This is a genomic window from Geodermatophilus sp. URMC 61, from assembly GCF_052931555.1.
On record NZ_JBRFHZ010000002.1, the window covers coordinates 362,204 to 385,276 of the forward strand.

Annotated in this window: 16 protein-coding genes and 2 pseudogenes; 9 read left to right on the forward strand and 9 right to left on the reverse strand. The window is 69.2% G+C overall.

Annotated features, from left to right (window positions below; genetic code table 11):
• Positions 1-112 precede the first annotated feature (112 nt).
• The 3 genes from pruA to ACU610_RS01805 all read right to left on the reverse strand — a co-directional run bounded on the left by pruA (position 113) and on the right by ACU610_RS01805 (position 5,406).
• Positions 113-1,741, reverse strand: a complete 1,629-nt coding sequence (pruA, locus tag ACU610_RS01795; protein ID WP_446766012.1) for an L-glutamate gamma-semialdehyde dehydrogenase — start codon at positions 1,739-1,741, stop codon at positions 113-115.
• Positions 1,742-1,767: 26 nt separating this feature from the next.
• On the reverse strand, positions 1,768-2,640 hold the full coding sequence (locus tag ACU610_RS01800) for a proline dehydrogenase family protein (protein WP_446766013.1): 873 nt from the start codon (positions 2,638-2,640) through the stop codon (positions 1,768-1,770).
• Between the two features lie 867 nt (positions 2,641-3,507).
• Complete coding sequence (locus tag ACU610_RS01805; protein ID WP_446766014.1) at positions 3,508-5,406, reverse strand: APC family permease; 1,899 nt, start codon at positions 5,404-5,406, stop codon at positions 3,508-3,510.
• Between the two features lie 234 nt (positions 5,407-5,640).
• Between ACU610_RS01805 and ACU610_RS01810 the strand changes: the two genes are divergently transcribed.
• From ACU610_RS01810 to ACU610_RS01820, 3 genes and pseudogenes are all read left to right on the forward strand, one after another.
• Entirely contained in the window at positions 5,641-5,838 is a 198-nt protein-coding gene (locus ACU610_RS01810; protein ID WP_446766015.1) for a hypothetical protein, read from the forward strand.
• A gap of 441 nt (positions 5,839-6,279) precedes the next feature.
• Positions 6,280-7,118: pseudogene (locus ACU610_RS01815) on the forward strand (IS5 family transposase).
• Positions 7,119-7,316: 198 nt separating this feature from the next.
• Positions 7,317-8,063, forward strand: a complete 747-nt coding sequence (locus tag ACU610_RS01820) for a helix-turn-helix domain-containing protein (RefSeq protein WP_446770683.1) — start codon at positions 7,317-7,319, stop codon at positions 8,061-8,063.
• A gap of 436 nt (positions 8,064-8,499) precedes the next feature.
• On the opposite strand, the gene ACU610_RS01825 is transcribed toward ACU610_RS01820, so the two are convergent.
• From ACU610_RS01825 to ACU610_RS01840, 4 genes are all read right to left on the reverse strand, one after another.
• Positions 8,500-9,138 carry a GntR family transcriptional regulator gene (locus ACU610_RS01825; protein ID WP_446766016.1) on the reverse strand — a complete coding sequence of 213 codons (639 nt, stop codon included), beginning with the start codon at positions 9,136-9,138 and terminating at the stop codon, positions 8,500-8,502.
• 235 nt (positions 9,139-9,373) lie between these two features.
• Positions 9,374-10,294, reverse strand: coding sequence for an ornithine cyclodeaminase family protein (locus ACU610_RS01830; RefSeq protein ID WP_446766017.1), 921 nt, complete (start codon positions 10,292-10,294; stop codon positions 9,374-9,376).
• 582 nt (positions 10,295-10,876) lie between these two features.
• Positions 10,877-11,860: an EamA family transporter gene (locus ACU610_RS01835; RefSeq protein WP_446766018.1), complete on the reverse strand. Its 984-nt coding sequence runs from the start codon at positions 11,858-11,860 to the stop codon at positions 10,877-10,879.
• Between the two features lie 1,191 nt (positions 11,861-13,051).
• Entirely contained in the window at positions 13,052-13,594 is a 543-nt protein-coding gene (locus ACU610_RS01840; RefSeq protein WP_446766019.1) for a hypothetical protein, read from the reverse strand.
• 92 nt (positions 13,595-13,686) lie between these two features.
• On the opposite strand from ACU610_RS01840, the gene ACU610_RS01845 reads away from it, so the two are divergent.
• The 6 genes and pseudogenes from ACU610_RS01845 to ACU610_RS01870 all read left to right on the forward strand — a co-directional run bounded on the left by ACU610_RS01845 (position 13,687) and on the right by ACU610_RS01870 (position 20,873).
• Positions 13,687-14,694, forward strand: a complete 1,008-nt coding sequence (locus tag ACU610_RS01845; RefSeq protein ID WP_446766020.1) for a LacI family DNA-binding transcriptional regulator — start codon at positions 13,687-13,689, stop codon at positions 14,692-14,694.
• Positions 14,691-15,473, forward strand: coding sequence for a DeoR/GlpR family DNA-binding transcription regulator (locus ACU610_RS01850; protein WP_446766021.1), 783 nt, complete (start codon positions 14,691-14,693; stop codon positions 15,471-15,473). Before ACU610_RS01845 ends, ACU610_RS01850 begins: the two co-directional genes overlap by 4 nt.
• 138 nt (positions 15,474-15,611) lie before the next feature.
• On the forward strand, positions 15,612-17,189 hold the full coding sequence (locus ACU610_RS01855; RefSeq protein ID WP_446766022.1) for a sugar porter family MFS transporter: 1,578 nt from the start codon (positions 15,612-15,614) through the stop codon (positions 17,187-17,189).
• Between the two features lie 128 nt (positions 17,190-17,317).
• Positions 17,318-17,668 (forward strand): tautomerase family protein, encoded by a 351-nt coding sequence (locus tag ACU610_RS01860; protein ID WP_446766023.1) that lies wholly within the window; start codon positions 17,318-17,320, stop codon positions 17,666-17,668.
• A gap of 876 nt (positions 17,669-18,544) precedes the next feature.
• On the forward strand, positions 18,545-19,585 hold the full coding sequence (locus tag ACU610_RS01865; protein ID WP_446766024.1) for an IS110 family transposase: 1,041 nt from the start codon (positions 18,545-18,547) through the stop codon (positions 19,583-19,585).
• Between the two features lie 486 nt (positions 19,586-20,071).
• Positions 20,072-20,873 (forward strand): annotated as a pseudogene (locus ACU610_RS01870) (transposase family protein).
• 360 nt (positions 20,874-21,233) lie between these two features.
• Here ACU610_RS01870 and ACU610_RS01875 read toward each other — a convergent pair.
• Both ACU610_RS01875 and ACU610_RS01880 read right to left on the reverse strand, forming a co-directional pair.
• Positions 21,234-22,358: an IS110 family transposase gene (locus ACU610_RS01875; RefSeq protein WP_446766025.1), complete on the reverse strand. Its 1,125-nt coding sequence runs from the start codon at positions 22,356-22,358 to the stop codon at positions 21,234-21,236.
• A 6-nt stretch (positions 22,359-22,364) separates the two neighbouring features.
• Complete coding sequence (locus ACU610_RS01880) at positions 22,365-22,880, reverse strand: hypothetical protein (RefSeq protein WP_446766026.1); 516 nt, start codon at positions 22,878-22,880, stop codon at positions 22,365-22,367.
• Positions 22,881-23,073 lie beyond the last annotated feature (193 nt).

The following is a 23,073-nucleotide window of genomic DNA, read 5'->3' on the forward strand; positions in this document are numbered from 1 at the left end:
TGCGGTGTGACGGGGCGAGGGGCGGATCCGGAGCGGGCCGAGACGACGGCAGCTGCGGGGTCGGTACCGAACGGTCCGGCGGGGTGGAGACCATGGCAGCCGTCAGTGCTGTTCAGCCCATGTGCGGGTAGCGGTAGTCGGTGGGCGGCACGAAGCTCTCCTTGATCGAGCGCGGTGACACCCAGCGCAGCAGGTTCAGCGGCGAGCCGGCCTTGTCGTTGGTGCCGCTGGCCCGGGCGCCGCCGAAGGGCTGCTGGCCCACGACGGCGCCAGTGGGCTTGTCGTTGACGTAGAAGTTGCCGGCCGAGAACCGCAGCACCTCCATGGCCTCGACGATCGCGGCGCGGTCCTGGGCGATGATCGACCCGGTGAGGCCGTACGGGGCGGCGTCCGCGGCCTCGCGGACCACCCGGTCGTAGTCGGCGTCGTCGTAGACGAACACCCCGAGGATCGGGCCGAAGTACTCGGTGGTGAACACCTCATGCTCGGGGTTGTCGGCCTGGACCAGGGTGGGGCGGACGAAGAAGCCCTCGCTGTCGTCGGCGCTGCCCCCGGCCAGGATGTCCACGCCCTGCTCGCCGCGGACCCGGTCCAGGACGCCGGTGAGCCGGTCGAAGGAGCGCTGGTCGATGACCGCGCCGAGGAACACCGAGAAGTCGGTGACGTCGCCCATCGGGAGGTTCTCCACCTCGTCGAGGAACGGGTCGCGCAGCCGGGTCCACACCGAGCGGGGGATGTAGGCCCGGGAGGCCGCGGAGCACTTCTGCCCCTGGAACTCGAACGCCCCGCGCACCAGGGCGGTGCGCAGTACGTCGACGTCGGCGGAGGGGTGCGCGATCACGAAGTCCTTGCCGCCGGTCTCGCCCACCAGCCGCGGATAGGCCCGGTAGCCGGTCAGGTTCTCGGTCACCGTGCGCCAGAGGTGCCCGAAGGTCGCGGAGGAGCCGGTGAAGTGGATGCCGGCCAGGTCGGGGTGGACGAGGGCGACCTCGCTGACCGCGCGCCCGTCCCCGGTGACCATGTTGATCACCCCGGGTGGCAGCCCGGCCTCCTCCAGCACCCGCATCGTGTGGTGCGCGGCCAGCTGCTGGGTGGGGGAGGGCTTCCAGATCACGGTGTTGCCCATGAGGGCCGGCGCGGTGGGCAGGTTGCCGGCGATCGCGGTGAAGTTGAACGGCGTGATGGCCAGCACGAAGCCCTCGAGCGGCCGGTGGTCGAAGCGGTTCCAGACACCGGGTGAGCTCTGTGGCTGCTCCTCGAGGATCTGCCGTCCGAAGTGGACGTTGAACCGCCAGAAGTCGACCAGCTCGCAGGGGGTGTCGATCTCGGCCTGGTAGCAGGTCTTGCTCTGCCCGAGCATGGTGGCCGCGGCCAGGGTGTGGCGCCACGGCCCGGCGAGCAGCTCGGCGGCCTTGAGGAAGACCGCGGCGCGGTCGTCGTAGGACATCCGCTGCCACGCGGGTGCGGCGGCGCGGGCGGCCTCCACGGCGTCGGCGACGTCGGCCGGGGTGGCGTTGTGCATGGTGCCGAGGACGGCGTCCTTGCGGTGCGGCTGGATGACGTCGATGGGCTCGCCGCTGCCGGCCCGCTGTTCGCCGCCGATGGTCATGGTCAGCTCGGCCCGCTCGGCGGCGCGCTGCTTCAGCTCCTCCTCGAGGGCGGCCCGCTCGGCGCTGCCGGGGGCGAAGTCGTGCATCGGCTCGTTGACCGGTGGGGGGACCTGGGTGACGGCGTCGAACATCGCGGATCACGCTCCGGGATCGTGGCCTATCGGCTGATGAGGGCTCGTAGGAAGAACGCCAGGTTGGCGGGGCGTTCGGCCAGGCGGCGGGTGAAGTAGCCGTACCAGTCGGTGCCGAAGGGGATGTAGACCCGAACGGTGCGGCCGGCTTCGGCGAGGCGGCGCTGCTCGCTGGTGCGGATCCCGTAGAGCATCTGGAACTCGGCGTCGGTCGGTCCCTTGCCGTGCTCGGCCAGGAGCCGCTCGGCGCGTCGGACCATGTGCAGGTCGTGTGTGGCGATCATCGGGTAGGCGCCGCCCTCCACGAGGATGCGCAGGCACTCGACGTAGGCCCGGTCGGTGTCGGCTTTCTTCGCGTAGGAGACGGACTCCGGCTCGGCGTAGGCGCCCTTGACCAGCCGAACCCGTGAACCCGCATAGGCGAGATCCCGCGCGTCCGCCTCGGTGCGGAAGAGCATGGTCTGCAGGACGCACCCGACCCGGGGGAACTCCGCGCGCAGCGTGCGCAGGGTCCCCAATGTATTGTCGATCGTGGTGTGGTCCTCCATGTCGAGGGTGACGTCAACGCCGTGGGCGGTGGCGTGCTGCACCAGGTCGTGGGCGCGTTCGGTCGCCTCCTTCGGCCCGTCCGGACCGAGCGACTGCCCGAGGGCGGAGAGCTTCACCGAGATCTCGTTGCCCTCGGCCAGCCCGGCGTCGGCCAGCCGGGCCACGAGCAGGCGGTAGGCCTCGACGGTCTCGAGGGCCTGGGCGACCTGGGTGATGTCCTCGCCGAGATAGTCGAGACTAACTCGCATCCCTGTGCCGGTCAGCGTGCGGACCGCGCCCTCCGCGGCATCGACGTCCTCACCCGGGACGAAGCGCGACACGACCGAGCGGCTGAGGCGGCTGCGGGTCATCACCCCACGGACCGCCGGATTGTCAGTCACCTTCAGGAGCACTTGAGCGAACATGCTGCCTCCTCCGCCGCTGCAGACCTTCTGCAACCGCTGGGGTCCACGCCGGCGACACCGCTGATCGCAATGTTGGCCACGGGCGTTGCCACAGCCTCTGGTGCAGCCTGCGTCCCTTCATCGCACGCTCTGTGTCACCAACGTAAGGTATTACACATCACAGGTCAAGGACTTCCTGACGTCAGTTCGGGCCGTGCCCGAGACCGTCGGTTTGTGGAGGGCGATCGTCCGTAGAGGGCAAGGTCGACCCCCCTCGTCGGCCTGGTCGGCGCCGTACTCGCCGAGCAGCACGACGAACGGACCGGACGCCCCGCTACCTCGGCCTCGACGTCCTCGCCGGCGGCACATCCGCTCCCGTCACCCACGCCGCCGGCCAGCTGTCGCCCAGGACGTGATACCCCATCCCGACGCTCAGTGTCTCGGCTGATCACGCGTTGTGACCGTCACCGATACATCAAGACCTGGGTCGACGGCGGCCTACGGGTCGGCGACGATCACGCGGTGACGTAGGCGTGCCGTCGCCCGACAGCGCCCAGTGGCAGGTTGACATGGTGGGGAGGTCCACCCGGCCTTGTTGGTGGGCACCCCGGTTTCGGTCGCGAGCTGCCGCCACGACTGTGACCGCCAGGCCGTCCCGAGCGACCCGGTCCCGACCCGATCACGCGCCAGCCGACGACACACTGCGCTGTCTGTCGTCGCTGCCTCCGTGCGGTTCGGCCCTCGCTCGACAGGCACGCTGACCTGCGGCTCGCAACCCCCGAGCGCGAGCGGTCCGGACCCAGATCCCGGCTCCGGGACCGCTCGCGCCATGGGTCAACGTCCCGTTGCCTCGGCGCCGCTGCGCCGGCGTTCGTACTCCGCCTCGGCCTCGAGGATCTCCCGGAGTTCCTCTGTCGGACCGCCGGCTCGCACCGACCAGAGGAACGAACCGGCACCGACCACGATCATGATGATCAGGTCGACAGGGTTGTCGAGCACGGGGGAGTCCAGCGGCCCGAACTGGCCGAGGTAGGCGAGGAACAGCATCACGAGGATGGTGGCGACCAGCCAGACCCCGCCGTGGATCTGTCGCCGGCCGACCTCGGTGCTCACGGCGTAGAGCCCTGCGATGAACACGGCGACGATCAGCACGATGGCGGTGAAGTACGCCGGGAACGCCCACCCACCCGGGGCCTGCTGCTGGTCGATCCTGAACAGCCAGCCGCCTCCGGCCGCGGTGACGACCCAGGCGACCGTGAACGCCGCGCAGAGCAGCCAGCTCGGGACCGGCCGGCTCCACCCCTTGATCACACTGGTGTAGCCGCCGTAGAGCGGGAGCGCGAAGAACACGAGGGTGAAGAGGTTGATCAGGGGCACCCAGCCCGCGAAGTAGATGAGCAGCAGGCTCGCCACGTATCCGAGCAGGCCCCAGAAGTAGGCCGCCTTGATCTTGACCGGACGCGGGAAGTTCGGTGCGGTGCGCCGCAGCACCGCCATGACCGGGCCGCCCATGACGTAGCTGAGGGTCAGCGCGATGGAGACCATCCCGACGAAGAGGTACCAGCTCGGCGCGGGGAAGAAGAACAGCAGACCGACCAGGGTGCACCCGAGAAGGGCCACGATCGGTGTGCCGAAGCGGTTGATCCGCTGGAAGACCTTCGGCAGCTCGCCGTTGACCGACATCCCGTAGACCGTCCGGGTGCCGATGCCGAGGAACACCCAACCGGTGGCCGCGGGCGAGAGGGCGGCGTCGGAGAGCAGGACGATCGAGAACCACGTGAAGCCGGCCGCGACGACCGCGTTGAGCAGCGGCGACGACGACCAGCCGCTCTCGAGGAGCCCGGCCCAGTCCCCGGGCTGGACCCCGGCGGCCGCCCAGTCGATCGCCCCGATGAAACTGATCTGGAGCAGGAGGTAGATGACCAGCGGGATGAGGATGCCGCCGACGACGATCGCGATCGGGATGTTGCGCTGCGGGTTCACGACCTCGCCGCCGAAGTCGAGGATCTGCCGGAGCCCCGCGTAGGCGAAGACGATGCCGCCGCCCGCGAGGGCTCCCAAGACCGAGCCGCTGCCCAGCGGCGTGAAGCCGCCGCCGATGGTGAAGTTCGCCGAGTTGAACGCGGTGAACATGAGCAGTGCGGTGGTGACGGGGACCACGAGCTTCCAGATGGTGACGTACTTGTTCGACTCGCTCAGCAGTTTCGCCCCGAACGCGTTGAGGCCGAAGAAGACGAAGAGCAGGACGAAGCCGACGAGGATGCCGAGCGGCCACGAGAGGACCGTCGCGCCTTCCCGCTCTTCGAGGAAGCCGAGCTCCGGCCAGTTGCCGCCGATGTAGGTCAGGACGGCCTGGACCTCGATCACCGGGAGCGTCAGCGTCGCGATGAGGTAGCCCCAGCCGTTGAACCAGCTGAGGAAGGCGCCGTGTGTCAGCTGGGGGTAGCGGACGCCCGCGCCCGATCGCGGCAGCATCGCGCCGAGCTCCATCCACGCGACCCCGATGATGCCGAAGAACAGCGCGCCGACCACCCACGTGAGGATCGAGGCGGGCCCGGCGATGCTCACCGCAGCGAGGGTGGCCAGGAGCCAGGCGGAGCCCACCTGGACGCTGACGGCCAGGGCGATCAGGCCGAAGAGGCCGATGTCCCTGTGGAGATGGGTATCGGCTTCCTCATACGCGCCTTCCACAACGAGGTCTTCAGACATGCTGGCTCCCCTTGTCGTCTGCATGGGTCTGCTATGTGGTTCTCGTGGCCTGGCGTTGTTCGTCGATGTGGACGCGGCCCGTCTGGCGTCCTCCAGCTGGTCTCACACAGCCCCCGACGGTCGAGCAGGCGGCCCCAGTCCGGTCGGCAGTCGGGACGGTAGGTCGGATGGACGGGCCGTCGGCTCCCGCGACTTGGTCACTGACATTGCGTCCTGAGTGGCCATCGTCAGATCAGTCCCTGGGCTACAGGGAGGGGTGTGGCGCAGGATCTGCTCCATCAGTTCGGCGGTCTGCTCGGCGGCGACCTCGGCAAGCCCGCGTCGGCCGTGTCCGACCTGCACGACAAACAGGCCGGACAGCCCATTGAAGATTTCCCACGCCGACGTGCAACAAGGTCCCCGTGGCGGCAAGACGACCGCGAGATCGCCATCTTGTGGTCGGCGGAGACCTGGTAGCTGGCGCCATGGGGACAGTCCTCGGATGTGGAGCTGTCAGCCCCAGAAGTAAGGTGTTACATGTCATACATAGTGTGTTGAGGGTCACAACCCCTGTCAAGGTTTCGTGCGGGTGCGTTGCCCCCCACGTCGAGGCGCGGAACGGCCACGACCATGTGCCGGCAGGGCTGTGGCAGAGTGGTTGGTGGTGCTCGTGACCTGCAGAGGCGGGGCGATGTAGAAGTGCGCCCCGGCGCCCAACGCGGTCGTGCCGGGGATGGACGAATCGCCGGGTCGCTCCGACTGCCAGCGAACTTGACCAGCGGGGTCGGAAGCGTCAGCTGGCTCTTAGGGCGTCCGCCGATAGGCGTGATCGGGGCGTTCGGCGTGGTTGATGGTCGGGGGCAGGCACGAGGGCCACGCTCGCGAAGGTGCTGACGCTCCGTGAGATGTGGACCGCTCGTGCCTGCCGTCCCATCGTGCATCCTTGACCCGCTGCGCGAGGAGTTCCTCGCCCTGCTGCCACCGCACGTCGATGACCATCCGCTGGGCTGTCACCGGCCCCGCGTCGATGACGCGGTGGTCTTCGGCAAGCTGGTCGAGGCGCGGTGTTCGGCGCCGGATACGAGCGGCTTGCCGACTCCTCGTGTTCGGCGACGACGATGCGCCGCCGCCGCGACGAGTGGATCCGCCTGGGCGTGTAGGACCGGCTGAAGCTCGCCTGTCTGGACGCCTACGACCAGATGATCGGCCTGGACCTGGCCAACCTCGCCGTGGACGGCTGCACCACCAAGGCCGTCTGCGGAGGTGAATGCGCTGGGCGCAGCCCCGTCGACCGCGGCAAGGGTGGCATGAAGCGCTCGCAACTGACCGAGGGTGGCGGAGTTCCGCTGGCCACGGTCTCGGCGCCAGCCAACACCCGCGATGACGCCCTGCTGCCGGCCACCCTCGATGCGCTCAAGGACTTCGTACCGCTGCCCGCCGAGGTGACGGTGCATCTGGACGCCGGGTATGACTACCGGCCCTGCCGGGAGGCGCTCGAGGAGCGGGGGTTGCACGGCCAGATCGCCCACCGCGGCACTCCCGCGCCGATCCAGGTCGGCCGGCGCTGGGTCGTCGAGCGGACCAACTCCTGGCTCAACGACTTCGGCGAGCTGCGCCGCTGCACCGAGCGACGCCGCGACTGCATCGACGCCTACCTCGCCCTCGCCGCCGCCATCGTCACGATCCGTGCCCTGCTTCGGGCCGCCTGGTACCGCTACCGCTGGAACACCCGACCAAGATCACCACGCATCCGCTGACCTATTGGCGGACGTCCTTATTGGAGGTTGCTGCAGTCGGGGATCGGGACGGTCGCCGCCTGCAAGTCGCTCGGCATCGGTCGCAGGACCCGGCTAGCGACGGCGGGCCAGGACGGCGGGCCGCCGCCGGTGTGGCTCGCGGAGTATTCGCGCTCCGGTCGGTACCTCCCGCTGCTGGAACGGTAACGGATTGCCGCCCTGCGCGGTCGGGGGCTGGGGGTATGGGAGATCGCCCGCCGGCTGGGGCGAGCTCCGTCGACCGCTTGCCGGGAGCTGCGCCGCAACCTGCGGCCGCACGACCAGGGCATCTACGACGGCGACCTGGTTCAGGCCCGCGTGCGGGGCGGGCCGCGGCGGCCACGTCGGCGCTGTCGAGTCGTCAGCCTGAGCTGCGGCGGATCGTGCAGGGCGAGCTCGAGGAGGAGTGGAGCCGTGCGCAGATCGCCGCGCATTTGCGGGAAGCTCATCCGGAGCGGCCGACTGGGACCTGTGTCACGAGGCCATCCGTCAAGCGCTGCACCGCGGGGAGAGGGCGACCCGAGCAGGACATCGACCAGGAAGCTGCGCACCGGCTCGCCGGCTGCTCCGCAAGCACCGGCGTCTCTCCATGGCGCGCACGCCGCGGTTTCTCGCTCCGGCTCGGCTGATCGATCGGCGCCCGGTCGTGGCCGAGCACCGTGCCTACCGCGGGGACTGGGGTGGCGACCTCATCGTTGGCCGGAGAGCCGCTCAACGATCGATACCCTGGTCGACAGACGGAGCGGCCGTCTGCGGCTGGTGCGCCTGTCGAACGGACACGGCGACTCTGCTCTGACCGCTATCCGCGTACCCGGGCTGGGACTCGGCCGGCCGTTGCACTGGACTGCATGCGGTGATCGCCGGCAGGGCGTGCTCCTCATCACGGCGAACGCGCCGGCGTGCACCCCCGGGGGATCATCCGAGTGATCCGGAGCCTGACGACCAGGGCGCGCACCGATACTGCCGCGGCGGATGAGGGGGGCAGCCGATCAGCGGCGACCCCGCCGCTTGCCGCGGTCACACCGTCATCGAGCGGGACTTCGACGAGCTCAAGGCCTGGTGCGGCGTCCCCGACCGTTACGACCAGCGCGCCACCGTCGTCCACGGTGCGGTCGCCGTCGCGTCGATTTTCGGCCGACCACGGGGTCAGGAGGCTGGCTCTGGTCGTGAGGTAAATGGGTTCCGTGCACCTCACGTCACGCAGGGCGTCCGCTGGGCGGTGGCGTTCAACAGCGGGGGAGCCAACGAGGGGCGCGACCCAGAGCTACGGCGTGGCGACGTGGTCGGTGGCGCTCGCGGCTGCCGGCCTCGAGCCACGCATCCCGGTCCGGGTGGTCGCGGCCAGGACGTGCTGTCGCTCGGTTCAGACGTCGCCTTCTGTCCGGCCCGCCCAGATGCCACGGCTGTGGGCGAGGTGCTTGCGCGTGAGTTCGGCGGTCAACTCGGCATTCCCAGACTCGATGGCGTCAACGATGGCAAGGTGCTCCTCGCCGGAGTGGGTCAGCTCGCCCCGGTCTGCCAGTTTCTGCAGGCCCTGCATGCGGGCCTGGTCGCGCAACTGGCCGACAAGTGCCACGAGGCGGCGATTGCCCAACCGGTCGAGCAGTCCGAGGTGGAACTGCCGGTCGAGTTCGAGGAAAGCGGTGAGGTTCCCATCGCGTGCGGCCTCGGTGATCTGCTCGGCGAGCTGCCGGAACCGTGGCAGGGGTGCCCCGTCCACGACCTGGGCGACTTCAGCCATGGCCGGCACCTCCACCATGGTCCGAATGCGGAAGATCTCGTCGAGGTCATGGTCGGTGAGCACCGGCACCCGGAAGCCGCGGTTGCGGATGACCTCGACCATGCCGAGATTGGCCAGATCCATGATGGCTTCCCGAACCGGGGTGATCGAGACGCCAAGTGCTGCGGCCACGTTGATGACGCTTTCCACCTGCCCGGGTTCGATCTGCCCCAGCAGGATCTGAGTCCGTACCGCCTCCCGTGCCTGCTCCCGGAGGCTCACTGACCTGAGCTGGGGACTCGGGGCGGACGGTGCTGCCCGGCGGGAGGCGGTCATGCCTAATACATAGCACGGAGCGCACGCGGGTCGTCGCAGATATGGGCGGCCCGGTCGCGCGGCCTCTCACGCCTCGTCAGGAGCTGTCCTGTCCCCAGGCGGCGCCAGGAGGGCAGCGGACACACCACATGCCGGGCGCGTCACTGGCGAGCGCGTCGAGCGGTGGATCCTGGTCGCCGACTTACGGGAGCAATTTGTCGGCCAGGAGGTGGGCGATGGCCCAGTCCTGCATGGCGACACCGACGGTCTTGAACACGGTCCGCATGCCGAATTCGGCGGAGGTGGAGGTGAGGGCAGACCCGAGCTCCGTGAGTGCGTCTTGGGTGATGGCGCCGGCCTCGAGGGCGTGGATGATCTCGCCGGACTCCGCGAGGATCGCGTCGATCTCATCGATGACGACGGTGCTCGTGGCGAGCAGCTCATCAGGCAGTTCTCGCATGGTGGGGCGATAGGCGCCGATGGCGTTGACGTGCACGTGGGCAGGCAGCGCCGACTCCGCGAACAGCGGGCTGGTCGCGTTGGTCGCACAGCAGACGATCTCGGCCTCCCGGACGGCCGACTCCGGGTCGGTCGCCGCGCGGAGCTCTACCCCTGCCAGCTCGGGTTCGAGCGCGTCGACGAGGGCTCGGGCGCGTCGCTCGTCCGTATCCACCACGGTCAGCCGGCGCAGCGGCCGGACCGCGTGGACCGCGCGGACCTGATCGGGAGCCTGTCCGCCCGCACCGATCATGGTCAGCCGAGCGGCCTCGGGTGCGGCGAGGAGATCGGTGGCAACGCCGACGGCCGCGCCCGTGCGCAGGGTCGTCACCGCTCCGGCGTCGGCGACCAGGTGGTCCAGGCGACCGGTCTCGCTCCAGACCACGGTACCTGCGATGGCGGGCTTGCGCTCAAAGTTCACGCTGAGCGTCTTGATCATGGCGGACGCGGTAGACCGGTGATGAGCCGACATCACCAGGAACTGCCCGTCCCGCAGTGCGGTGCGCGTGGGCATCTCGAACTCTCCGCGGGCCAGGTCGATGAAGCCGTGCCGGACGGCGTCGATGGCCTCGTTCATCGTCACGGCCTCGCGGATCTCACGCTGACCGAGGGTGATGGTCTCCATAGCACTCCACCTCGTTGTCGGGTCCTCCTCGACCGGCCGACGGGAGGAAGCGTGCTGCGTGAGGTATTACACCTTGCTGAGGGCTCCATGTGCAATAGCCGACTTCCGGTCGCGATGTCAGCCCCACCCAGGCTGGAGACTGCTCCTGTAGCACCCTTCGCTCCAGCAGCCGCCACAGTGACCGCCTCCGCGGCACAGGCGCCCGTGCCTTTGGAGGCGTTGCCGCAGCGAAGCTCCTCTGACCCCACCTGGTCCTCCCGCCAGGGGTGATGAAGAGTTGAGTCCGGCTCCCCGCCCGCCCGGTCTCCATCGCGTTGTGGTGGATTCGGCGAGACGCACGCCCTCGCGTCCGGTCATCCTGCCGCCGGGGCCCTCGCACTACTCCAGGGGCGACCTGCGCATTAATCCTCGGGCAACGCTCGCCAATGGCATCAAGATCAATTCGCAGTCTCTCGTTCACATCAAAGGGGTACTGCCACGAGGACGTCCGCGTTTTCCTTGTGTGCTTTTGGCGGGTCCTCGATCGATCGCGGTCAGCCATAGACCGAGGTCGAATCATGGGTCAGTCCTCGTGGCCGCTCATCATGGCCCGCCTCGTCGATCCGATGGTGAGCGTGACCTCGTCCAGGGGCGTCGCGGCCGGGGTGGCCCGCCGGTCGGCAGGGGAGTCCTGGCGCGGGAGCGGGCGGCTCCGACGCTGGCGACGACGACCAACGCGACCGCGAGCAGCTGCACCGGGGTGAGCACCTGGCCGAGCACGACCAGCCCGGCCAGGGCCGCCGCGGCCGGTTCCAGGCTCATCAGCACGCCGAACACCCGGCTGGCCAAGGCGCGCAGCGCGGTGAGCTCGAGGGCGTAGGGCACCACCGACGACAGCAGGGCCACCGCCAGCCCGACCAGCAGCACGTCGGGCGCCACCAGTGCCGATCCGGCCGAGGTGACCCCGATCGGCAGCACCATGAGAGCGGCTGCTCCGCTGGCCAGAGCCAACCCGTCCAGCCCGGTGGTGCGGCGCCCGGTCTCGGCTGACAGCAGGATGTAGCCCGCCCAGCACGCCCCCGCGCCGAGGGCGAGGACGACCCCGGCCGGGTCTAGCCCGGTTAGGGAGCCGTACCCGAGCAGGAACACGCCGGCGGCGGCCATCAGCACCCAGCCGAGGTGCTGCAGCCGGCGTGACAGCACCGCGGCCAGGCCCAGCGGCCCGAGGAACTCCACGGTGACCGCCGCGCCGATCGGCATCCGCGCGAGCGCCTCGTAGAACAGCCCGTTCATCGCGGCTAGCAAGATTCCGAACGCTGCGATCACGGCCCAGTCGGCCCGCGAGCGGCCCCGCCAGCGGGGACGGACCAGGAGCATCAGCACGAGCGCGGCGCCGCACAGCCGCAGAGTCACCATGCCGGCCGGGCCGGCCCGGTCGAACATTGTCGCTGCCAGGGCACCGCCGAACTGCACCGACAGGATGCCGCCGAGCACCATGCCGACCGCCCCCGCCTTTCCGGGCATGGCCCAGCCGCGCAGCGAGGCGCGTCCATCGGCGGCAGCGGTGGGCGGTGGCGAGGTGCTCATGTTCGATGCGATCCCCGGCAGCGTTGCGGTGGTTGGGCACCCCTGACGCTAGCCACCGTCCCGCCGCGAACGGAAATGCCGGTTCACCCAGGTCTGTGCTCCCGGGATGAGACCCGAGGTCCGCCATGTCGGGGCAGCGGCCCGGGTCGGAGTCACTGCCCGGCGGCGTCATCTTCGTTCGGGCCTCGCCCCTCCGCCTCGGGCCCATGCTCCCGCGGCCTGCGGGTCCGTGCGCATGAGGCGCTGACGGATCGCTGCGACGTTGCCCGCCAGATCCTCGAGCGCCTCGACGGCGCGGGTCGCGAACGCGAGGTTGTCGCGCTGCCGCCCGGCGCTGGGCTCGCGGGTGCCTGCGGGGTCTGGAGCGCTCCCGCGGCCGACGTGTCGTCTCCACCCACGGCTGGCCGCTGCGCGGATCGCCGAACAGCTCACGCAGCATCCGCTGTGCCGATTCGAGGAACTCGCCCGGTCGGGCCGGTTGATCGCCATCCGTTCCCCCATAGCTCCTGTTGAGCACGTCGCGGGGATCGGGGATGGCCTCCGCAGCGACGCGACCAACTTACGACCAATAAATCGCCCTCAACTGCCGGCGACAGCTGACGACGTCCGGTGATGGAGGACCCCGCTGACCTGGGCGTTCATCTTCGACCAATCGCTGCCAACACTGTCAAGATCAAATCGCAGGCTTACAGCGCAGCGTTGGTGATCTTGCGTGCGGCATGAGGTGGGGAGTAGCTAGGGTCGCTTCCTCACCGCATCCGCGCCTCGGCCCACGGGCTGGAGACTGCGGAAGGCGGGCGGACCCGACAGGGCACAGGGGTCCGGTGACCCGCCGCGTGACCCTTCGAGACGCCGTCACGCTCGGCGACGATGGCCTCCGGGTGGTTTGGGCCGCCGTCGCGGGCCGGGACCTCGGGACTTGACCACCATTCTGACCACCATTGGGGCCAGTTCGGCGCTGTCCGTCTCCGTTCGCTGCCGTTCCGTATGCCGCTTGACCTGCGCAGACGAACTCAGGCGGACGCGCGCGAACCCGCGGCCGACGGCTGGGGTCAAGGGTTCGAGTCCCCTCAGCTCCACCCTGTTCATCAGCCGTCCTCCCGTCAGGGGGAGAACCTGAGGCGCCTCAGGCGGCATGGTGGTGGCACTGGGCCTGTGTCGTCGATGACTCGACAGTGCTGTCCCGTCCGGTCACACAAACCGAGGAAGAGGGCGGATGACGAGTCGCTCCTCCACCGACCGGCCGTCCAATACCAGCCGAACCCTCCACACCCCCGAGCTGCGCAGCGGGGTGACCGGATCGCCGTCCACCATCCGCTGGAAGGCTTCCCGGGCCTCCTCGGGGCTCTGGCAGGACTCCCATCGCGGGGTGCGCTGCAGGGGGCTGACGAACTCGACGCGGTGGGAATCCTTCGTGTCGTCGGGTGAGACGGCCGGCTCCTCCGGCATGACGGTGGACAAGCGCGGCCGGCCCAGGACGTACTTCCCGTTCCGCCGGACACCCAGCCAGTCGTAGTTCCCGGTTGCGAGCTTGGCCCAGAGTGCCTCGGGCTTCCTGCACTGCTCGAGGATCGGGTAGAGCTGGTGGCCGAGTTGGACGTGCGCATGCGACCGCTCAGGCGCCATGACGAATCGTAGGGGCGGTAAGCCGGGTCCGCGCTCGCCATCGGCATCCGCCGACGCGACCCGCGAGCCGAGACCGAGGAGGGCTGACAGCGCGCCTGCGTCGAGCACGTGGGCATTGATGTAGCCGGAGGAGGAGCGACGGGGGGTTGACTATTTCTGAAACCGGTTTCATACTGTTTCAAGATCCGTGAGGAGGCGTGATGTCCATTCGCGAGGTCGCTGCTCGGGCCGGGGTCTCCCCGGCCACCGTTTCCCGGGTCTTCACGCAGCCCCAGGCGGTCGCCGCCAAGACTCGGCGCCGGGTCATGACGGCGGCCGAGGAGCTCCGGTACGCCCCCCATCCGGCGGCGAGTTCGCTCGCGCGAGGGCGGACCGGCAACCTCGGCATCGTCGTCCCCGACATCTCGAACTCCTTCTCCGCCTTGGTCACCAAGGTGGTCGACCGGCAGGCGCGCCGGGACGGCTACGCCCTCTTCGTCGCCGGCTCCGACGAGGTCGTGCCCGACGAGGAAGCGTCGGTACGAGCCCTGGCCCAGCAGGTGGACGGGCTGCTGCTCGTGTCGCCGCGGATGCCGGACGAGGCCCTGCTGGCACTCGCCGACATGACGCCGGTCGTCATGCTCAACCGCCTCCTCGACGGCATCCCGGCCGTGCTCACGAACCTCTACGAGGGGACCGGTCACGCCGTCGAGCACCTGCACGCACTCGGACACCGCGCCGTCGTCTACCTGGCCGGCCCGGACGGCTACCCCAATGAGGTCCGGCTGCGCGGATTCCGCGACGCCTGCAGCCGACTGGGCGTGGAGGGATCCGAGCTCGGCCCCTTCGCGGCCCGGTTCCAGGACGGCGTGCGTGCTGCGGATCTCGTCCTCGCGACGTCCGTGACGGCTGTTGTCGCCTACAACGACGAGATCGCGGTGGGAGCTGTGAACCGGCTCGCCGACCGCGGGGTCGCTGTGCCCGGCGCCATCAGCGTCGTCGGCTTTGACGACACTCAGCTCGCCGAGATGGTGACGCCCCGGTTGACCACCGTGCGGATCCCGGCCGCAACGGCCGGGACCGCCGCCGTCGAGCTGTTGCTGGACCTCGTTCGGGGCCATGAGGCGGCCCTGCGCAGTCCGCTGGAAGTCTGCGGTGAGCTGGTCGTCCGGTCGAGCACTGGTCCGGCCCCCACCTCGCCCGATCCGGACCAGGGGTCCGCAGCATGACCGATACCGGACTGCGCTACGAGGCGGCGACCGAGCGTCGGAGCTGGATGCTCTCGACGCTGCAAACGGTGGGCTTTTTGTCCGTCACCGACCTCGCCCGCCAGCTCGGTGTCTCGCAGATGACCATCCGCCGCGACTTGCACGCCCTCGAGGACGACGGTCACGTCCGGTTGGTGCACGGCGGGGCCAGCCTCACGCCCGGCGCTCCGCTGCGTTCCAGCTCTCCCGAGGACGACGACGCTGAGGCCCGAGAACGGGTGGCCGCGTTTGCCGTGGGTCTCGTGGGCGATAAGGACACGATCGCCATCGATGCCGGGGCGACGGGTCACGCGGTGGCCCGCGCGCTTCCGGAGACCTTCCGCGGGTGTGTCATCAGCCACTCCCTGCCCGTGCTGCAGTGCCTCTCCACCGGCGGGCTCGAGCGGGTGGTCGCTCTGGGAGGCGAACTCCTAGCCGGCCGACACGCGTTCGTCGGCCCGACGACGGAAGCTGCGACCGCCCAGCTGCGGGTCCGGACGTTCTTCTTCACCCCGTGCGGGATCGACGCCCGTGGCCTGTACGCCGCGTCTCCCGCTGAGGCGAGTGTTCAGCGGCAGCTCATGGACATCGCCGACGACGTGGTCCTGGTGGTGACGCAGGAGGCGTTCCGTACCTCGGCGCCGGCGCGGATCGCGCCGCTCGGCCGACTGACGAGACTGGTCACGGATCAGCGGCCTCCTGCGGAGCTGGCCTGTGCCCTGCGACGGGTGGGAGTGCTTCCGCACGTCGTGGACGGGTGACCCGTCCTGTGCGCGGCTCGCCACTCGGGAAGGTCTCGATCCTCGTGCCGACCGCCTACTTCGGTGTTCTGGACCGAACATTGAATGTGCAATGTCGAACGCGAACGCCCGTTGTGACGCTCACAACCCGCGCTTAACGTGCTCGACGCCATCTGGGTGAGTGGCCGGCGTCACGACGTCCGCTCCGCTCACCCTCGAGGCGCAGGGCCCAGTAAGGGGCCGAACATCGAAGGAAGGCGCGATGTGGCGAGTCACGGTCATGGGAGCGGCCATTCCCTGAGGACGAAGGGTGGATCCGGGCGGTCAAAAGCGAACAACCGGTTCCTCGTCAAGCTGACCGTAATCTCCACGCTCGGCGGTCTCCTGTTTGGCTATGACACCGGGGTCATCTCCGGCGCGCTGCTGTACATGCGGGACGACCTCGCGCTGACCCCGCTGACCGAGGCCGTGGTGGTCAGTTCCCTGCTGTTCCCCGGTGCGGCGTTCGGTGCGCTTCTCGGGGGCAAGCTGGCCGACGCCCTCGGCCGCAAGGGCAGCCTCCTGGTCTGCGCCGGGCTGTTCCTGATTGGCGCGCTGATCTGCGCGATCGCACCCCACGTGGTGATCATGACCACCGGCCGGATCCTCCTCGGGTTTGGTGTCGGCGCCGCCGCGGTGACGTGTCCGCTCTACCTCGCCGAGATGGCCCCCGCCGACCGGCGCGGGCGCATGGTCACCATCAACGAGCTGATGATCGTGACCGGGCAGTTCCTGGCCTTCGCGATGAACGCGCTGCTCGACGCCCTCATCCACGACCCGCACGTCTGGCGGTGGATGCTCGGCGTCGCCACGATCCCTGCGGTGGGGCTGTTCGTCGGGATGTTCTTCCTCCCGGACTCCCCACGCTGGTATGCCGTTCGCGGGCGACTCGAAGAAACCCGGCGCGTCCTCGGCCTCAGCCGGGGCCCGGCGGAGGCTGCCGAGGAGTACAACGTCATCGCCGAGCACGCCCGCCGTGACGTCTCCGAGGACAAGGGCGCGGCGATGCGCGACCTGCGGGAGTTCGCCTGGATGCGCCGGATCCTGTGGATCGGCTGCGGGCTGGCGACGGTGCAGCAGGCCACCGGCATCAACACGGTCAACTACTACGCACCGACCATCCTGGAGTCGACCGGCCTCGGGGCGAGCGCGTCGCTGATCCTGACCATCACCGTCGGTGTGGTGGCGATCATCGGGACCATCCTGGGCATCGTCCTCATCGGGCACTTCAACCGCCGCACCCTGCTGCTCACCGGGTTCACCGGTGTGGCGGCAGGGCACGCCATCCTGGCGCTGTCCTTCCTGCTGGCCGAGACCGCCTTCCGCAGCTACCTCATCCTGGCCGCGATGCTGTTCGTGGTCTTCTTCGTGCAGACATTCATCGGCACACTGGTGTGGCTGCTGCTCTCGGAGATCTTCCCGATGACCATTCGAGGGTTCGCCATGGGCATCGCGGTGTTTGTGCTGTGGACGGTGAACGCGGCCATCTCCTTCGCGTTCCCGCCGCTCGTGGCGGCACTGGGTGCGACTCCCACCTTCGGTCTCTTCGCACTGATCAACGTCGGTTCATGGTTCTTCGTCAAGAAGTTCGCGCCCGAGACTCGCGGCCGCACCCTGGAGGAGCTTGAGGACGACTTCCGGACGCACGACGCCGGGCACTTCGTCCACGAGGCCCCAGCCGGCGTCCGCGGCGGCTGAGGTCGGGTCAGAGCTACTGCCATCGCGCAGCACCCCGGGGGCGGCGGAGTACCGGGAGGTCCGGCATGGGACGACACCGGGGGCCAGTTTCCCTTCCCGTCAGGGCAGGAACGAGAGGCGGAGAACCCATGAAGGAGGCCGTGGACGTCTTGGCCCTGGGGCGCAGCGGGGTCGACGTCTATCCCCAGCAGATCGGCGTGGGGCTGGAGGACGTGGAGACGTTCGGGAAGTTCCTCGGCGGCAGCGCGGCCAACACCGGCCTGGGCATCGAGCGCACCGCCGACCTCGTCGTGCTCCAGGTGTTCCAACAGGGCCGCTCCGAGGAGCAGAAGCGCGCGCTTTACGCCGGGCTGGCGAAGAGCCTCGAGGAGGCCATCGGCCTGGCATCCAGCGACCTGATCGTGTCGGTCATGGGCAACTCCCGCGAGGACTGGTCCTTCGGCCTGGGTCGCGCCCAGTTCCTGGAGGGCGACCTCTGATCTCAGACCGTCGACGAAACGGCACGCTGCTGACCTGAGCCCGGGGTGGGCTGGTGCAGTCGCCGCCGATGCCGGAGCCCGGTCCCGAGGACCTGCGCGACCCTGCTCGACCAGGTGTACGCCCTCCTCGCGTCCACCTACTCGCACTTCGGGTGGGCAGTCGCGGAGGGGCCGGCCGATCAGATGGCGGCCCTCGACGTCTTCGAGTCCGAGGTTGGGGAGCCCGAGCGGACGATCGCCTGGGGCGAATCACTGGGAGGTGTCATCACCGGGGCCATCGTCGAGCGCTTCCCCGACCGCGTCGACGGAGCAATCCCGACATGCCACGGCCTCGGCGGTACGGTCCAAGGACCCCCTGATGACCGGCGCGTCGTGCATCCTTTATGCATCCAATACTGCCGTCTGCGTGCGTCAGGATTTATCGACCTCCATTACGTCACCGCAGGTCCAGCTGCATAGTCAACCAGTGTCAACGCCCATCAATCGACCTAAGATCAAATCGCAGGTCATCTGTGTTCTCGACCCTGAGGATCTCGCCTGTGCACAGTTGGTGGTTCGCCCGCCGCAGTCAGACGTCGGCAGGGCAGCGCTGGGCCAGCGGGCACCAGCGACGAGGTCGTGGCCGTGGATGAGTCGTCGGGCCTCAGCGGTGTCGTCGCCTTCGGCCTGGGACCACGTCACCGCGATGCAGTGTCGGCGTAGCGAACGACTTCAGGGAGCCGACTGGAAAAGTATTGGAGGACCTTTCGTCCTGCCAACTGGCGGTGCTTCAGGCGTCCCCCGAGTTCAGCACTGAATGCCATGAAGACGGGGACCTCCCCCCGGAGCACGCTGCTGGTGAGGCCGGCAGTCGTGACGAGAGGAGGCCTGGTCCTCATGTTGCACGTTGGGCTGGACCTGAGCAGGACCCGTGTGGATGTGCACGTCATGAATGAGACGGGCGCGCCGATGCTGGTGACCACCGCGGCGCCGGACGCCGGCGGCCTGGCCTCGCTGGCCGCCCGGATCGGTGCGTTCGAGCAGCCGGTGACGGCGGCGATCGAGTCGATGACCGGCGCCCGCTTCGTCCATGACCAGCTGGAGCTGCTCGGCTGGGAGGTCCAGGTCGCCGATGCGGTCAAGGTCAAGGGGCTGGCGCCGCTGGCGGCCAAGACCGATCGCATCGATGCGTGGGTGCTCGCCGAGCTGTCCCGGCGGGAGTTGGTACCGGCGATCTGGTTGCCCGATCCGGATGTGCGCGCCGAGCGGGAGCGGGCCCGGTGGCGGTTGCACCTGGTGCGCCATCGCACCGCGCTGAAGAACCGCATCCACGCCATCCTGATGGCCTTTGGCCATCCGTGCCCGGTGTCTGACCTGTTCGGCGCCGCCGGCCGCCGCCTGCTGACGGGCCTGGCGCTGCCCGAGCCGTGGGCCGGGGACGTCGCGGCGGCGCTGCGGCTGATCGACGACCTCGACGACCAGATCGCCGACTGCGAGGCGGCGCTGCGCCGGCTCGGCGCCGATCACCCGTACGTGCCGTTGCTGGTGACCGTGCCGGGCATCGGGCCGGTGCTGGGTTACACCATCGCCGCTGAGATCGGCGACATCGCCCGGTTCGCCACGCCGAAGAAGCTGGTCGGCTACACCGGGCTGTGCCCGACGGTCTACCAGTCTGGCCGCCGCGATCACCGGAACTCACTGGCCAAGAACGGGCCGAAGTACCTGCGCTGGGCGCTGATCGAGGCGGCCACCCACGCCGCCCGCCACCCGGCCTACGCCGAGCGCTACCAGCGGACCCGGACCCGCCTGGGCAAGCAGCGCGGGGCCCGGATCGCCCGGGTCGACCTCGCTCGCCGGCTGGCCGAGGCGATCTGGTTCATGCTCACCACGAATAAGCCCTTCGCTCCGGCAGGCGCCGTAAAACCTCTGGCCGCGTAGACGGCCCCGCATTGAATTGCGCCACCGGAGCGAAGCCCCTCCCATCCGACCTGGTCCTCCTGCCGAGGAGGCGATAGAGAGATGAGCGCGGCTCTTCACCCACCCGGCCGATCCCCTCCGAATCGGTGTCCCTGATCGGTGTCCCTGATCGGTGTCCGTGAGTGGTATCCCAGGGATCCCACGTTCTCCGCGGCCGGTCATTCTGCCGCCGGGTCCTCGCACGTCCAGGTCGTTCGTCCTCGCCGCTGTGCGGCTGCGGGCGCTCCACCTGGACCCGCTGCGGCACCCCGCGGCGCCAGGCTCCTACGCGGGAACGACAGGATCCTTGACAGCGGCCCCCGTCTTCATAGAGAGGTTTTCTCACCAGCTTCGACGGCCTGATATGCGTCATCGCTGGTCGGGGACGGGATCGGCGAAGAGGACGCGGGCTCTCGGGGTGAAGATCGTCTCGCCAAAGGCCGATCTCCACCTCCCCGGGAGCCCGCTGTGTCTCATCGTGCCAGGCTGGACGTGTCCACCTCGGTGCTCCAGGCCGTGACCGGCTGGATCGGGCGGCATCGCCGCCCTCCGGGCACCCGGCCGGCGCAGCATGCCGGCACGGTGCCCACCCAGGTGCCCTCACCCTGCGCTGGCTGCGCCACCGCCGGGACCTACGCACCCTCGCTGGCGAGGCGGGCTTGAGCATCGCCACCGCCTACCGCTATCTGCACGAAGCACTCGACGTGATCGCTGCGCACGCCCCCGACCTCACTGACGTCTTGACCCGGGCACACGCCGCCGGGCAGCCCTTCGTGTGCCTGGACGGCACCCTGATCCCGACCGACCGGGTCGCCGCCCGCGCCGAGCGCGGGCACCACCTGTGGTACTCCGGCAAGCACCACGCCTTTGGCGGAAACGTGCAGGTCGTCTTCGACCCGACCGGCTTTCCGCTGTGGGTCTCCGAGGTCTGCCCCGGCTCGACCCATGACCTGACCGCCGCCCGCGAACTGGTACTGCCCGCGCTCTATCCGCACGCGGCTCGCGGACTGCCGGGGCTGGCCGACAAGGGCTACACCGGCGCCGGTGTCGGTATCCACGTCCCGGTCAAGCACCAGCCCGAGGGCCGGCTGCACACCGACAACCGCTGCTACAACCACTGCTCACCGCGCTCCGCGCGCCCACCGAGCGCGGCAACGCCCTGCTCGGCCGGTGGCGCGCTCTCGATCGCGTCACCGTCTGCCCGCAACGCATCGGCGTCATCGTCGCTGCTGCCCTTGTCCTGACCTCACTCGACCGTCGAAGCTGGTGAGAAAACCTCTCTATGAAGACGGGGGCCGCTGTCAAGGATCCTGTCGTTCCCGCGTAGGAGCCTGGCGCCGCGGGGTGCCGCAGCGGGTCCAGGTGGAGCGCCCGCAGCCGCACAGCGGCGAGGACGAACGACCTGGACGTGCGAGGACCCGGCGGCAGAATGACCGGCCGCGGAGAACGTGGGATCCCTGGGATACCACTCACGGACACCGATCAGGGACACCGATCAGGGACACCGATTCGGAGGGGATCGGCCGGGTGGGTGAAGAGCCGCGCTCATCTCTCTATCGCCTCCTCGGCAGGAGGACCAGGTCGGATGGGAGGGGCTTCGCTCCGGTGGCGCAATTCAATGCGGGGCCGTCTACGCGGCCAGAGGTTTTACGGCGCCTGCCGGAGCGAAGGGCTTATTCGTGGTGAGCATGAACCAGATCGCCTCGGCCAGCCGGCGAGCGAGGTCGACCCGGGCGATCCGGGCCCCGCGCTGCTTGCCCAGGCGGGTCCGGGTCCGCTGGTAGCGCTCGGCGTAGGCCGGGTGGCGGGCGGCGTGGGTGGCCGCCTCGATCAGCGCCCAGCGCAGGTACTTCGGCCCGTTCTTGGCCAGTGAGTTCCGGTGATCGCGGCGGCCAGACTGGTAGACCGTCGGGCACAGCCCGGTGTAGCCGACCAGCTTCTTCGGCGTGGCGAACCGGGCGATGTCGCCGATCTCAGCGGCGATGGTGTAACCCAGCACCGGCCCGATGCCCGGCACGGTCACCAGCAACGGCACGTACGGGTGATCGGCGCCGAGCCGGCGCAGCGCCGCCTCGCAGTCGGCGATCTGGTCGTCGAGGTCGTCGATCAGCCGCAGCGCCGCCGCGACGTCCCCGGCCCACGGCTCGGGCAGCGCCAGGCCCGTCAGCAGGCGGCGGCCGGCGGCGCCGAACAGGTCAGACACCGGGCACGGATGGCCAAAGGCCATCAGGATGGCGTGGATGCGGTTCTTCAGCGCGGTGCGATGGCGCACCAGGTGCAACCGCCACCGGGCCCGCTCCCGCTCGGCGCGCACATCCGGATCGGGCAACCAGATCGCCGGTACCAACTCCCGCCGGGACAGCTCGGCGAGCACCCACGCATCGATGCGATCGGTCTTGGCCGCCAGCGGCGCCAGCCCCTTGACCTTGACCGCATCGGCGACCTGGACCTCCCAGCCGAGCAGCTCCAGCTGGTCATGGACGAAGCGGGCGCCGGTCATCGACTCGATCGCCGCCGTCACCGGCTGCTCGAACGCACCGATCCGGGCGGCCAGCGAGGCCAGGCCGCCGGCGTCCGGCGCCGCGGTGGTCACCAGCATCGGCGCGCCCGTCTCATTCATGACGTGCACATCCACACGGGTCCTGCTCAGGTCCAGCCCAACGTGCAACATGAGGACCAGGCCTCCTCTCGTCACGACTGCCGGCCTCACCAGCAGCGTGCTCCGGGGGGAGGTCCCCGTCTTCATGGCATTCATTGCGTCCTAGGCCGGGGCGATAACGGTCACCGTGCCGCTAGACCCGCGATACATGAGGGCTCCATCCTGGACGTACAAAATCCCGGCGCCAGCAACATTCACCGTCGGGGCGACGGATGCATTCGCAATCACGATTGCACCCTGTCCTTCACCAAATTTGCGGAACTGCTTGGCCTCCTTGAATCCGAAACCAATATTTCCGCCGGCCCCCGGCCGCTGGAAGACGACGAGTGTGTCGAATTTTTTCTCCGTCGCGCTGCGGCCATTGATCTGGAGCCTGTCCGCCTGAACGGCAACCTCGAACTTCCCGGCGCCGGGGTCAGTATCCGGTGGGTCAGTCTCCACGAACTCGATGTCAGGATTCGGGTCGTCGATCCTGATCGAGGCCGCACCGCCGCGTTCTCCCGCTTGCTTTACGTGCAATGCCGGTTGGTTGTATTTTGGGTTGGTGGCGCTCACTTCGACTACAGCAGAGGCAGAGTCAAGTTCGCCGTCATCGGATGTAAATGAAAAGGTGGCCATCGTAGTCCTCCTGTGCCTCGTTGTCGATCAGGGCAGTCTCGCCCGCTTCGGGTATCCAGTGTCGCAACCTCGCTGGTGAACACCGGTGCGAAGACTCCTCTTCCTTCGGCTCGGGAAGGGCCCGTCTTGATCGGAGTGGAACTCACGCTAGTACGTCTCCGCTGGCCAACCGTGCAGAGGCTCGATGCTATCG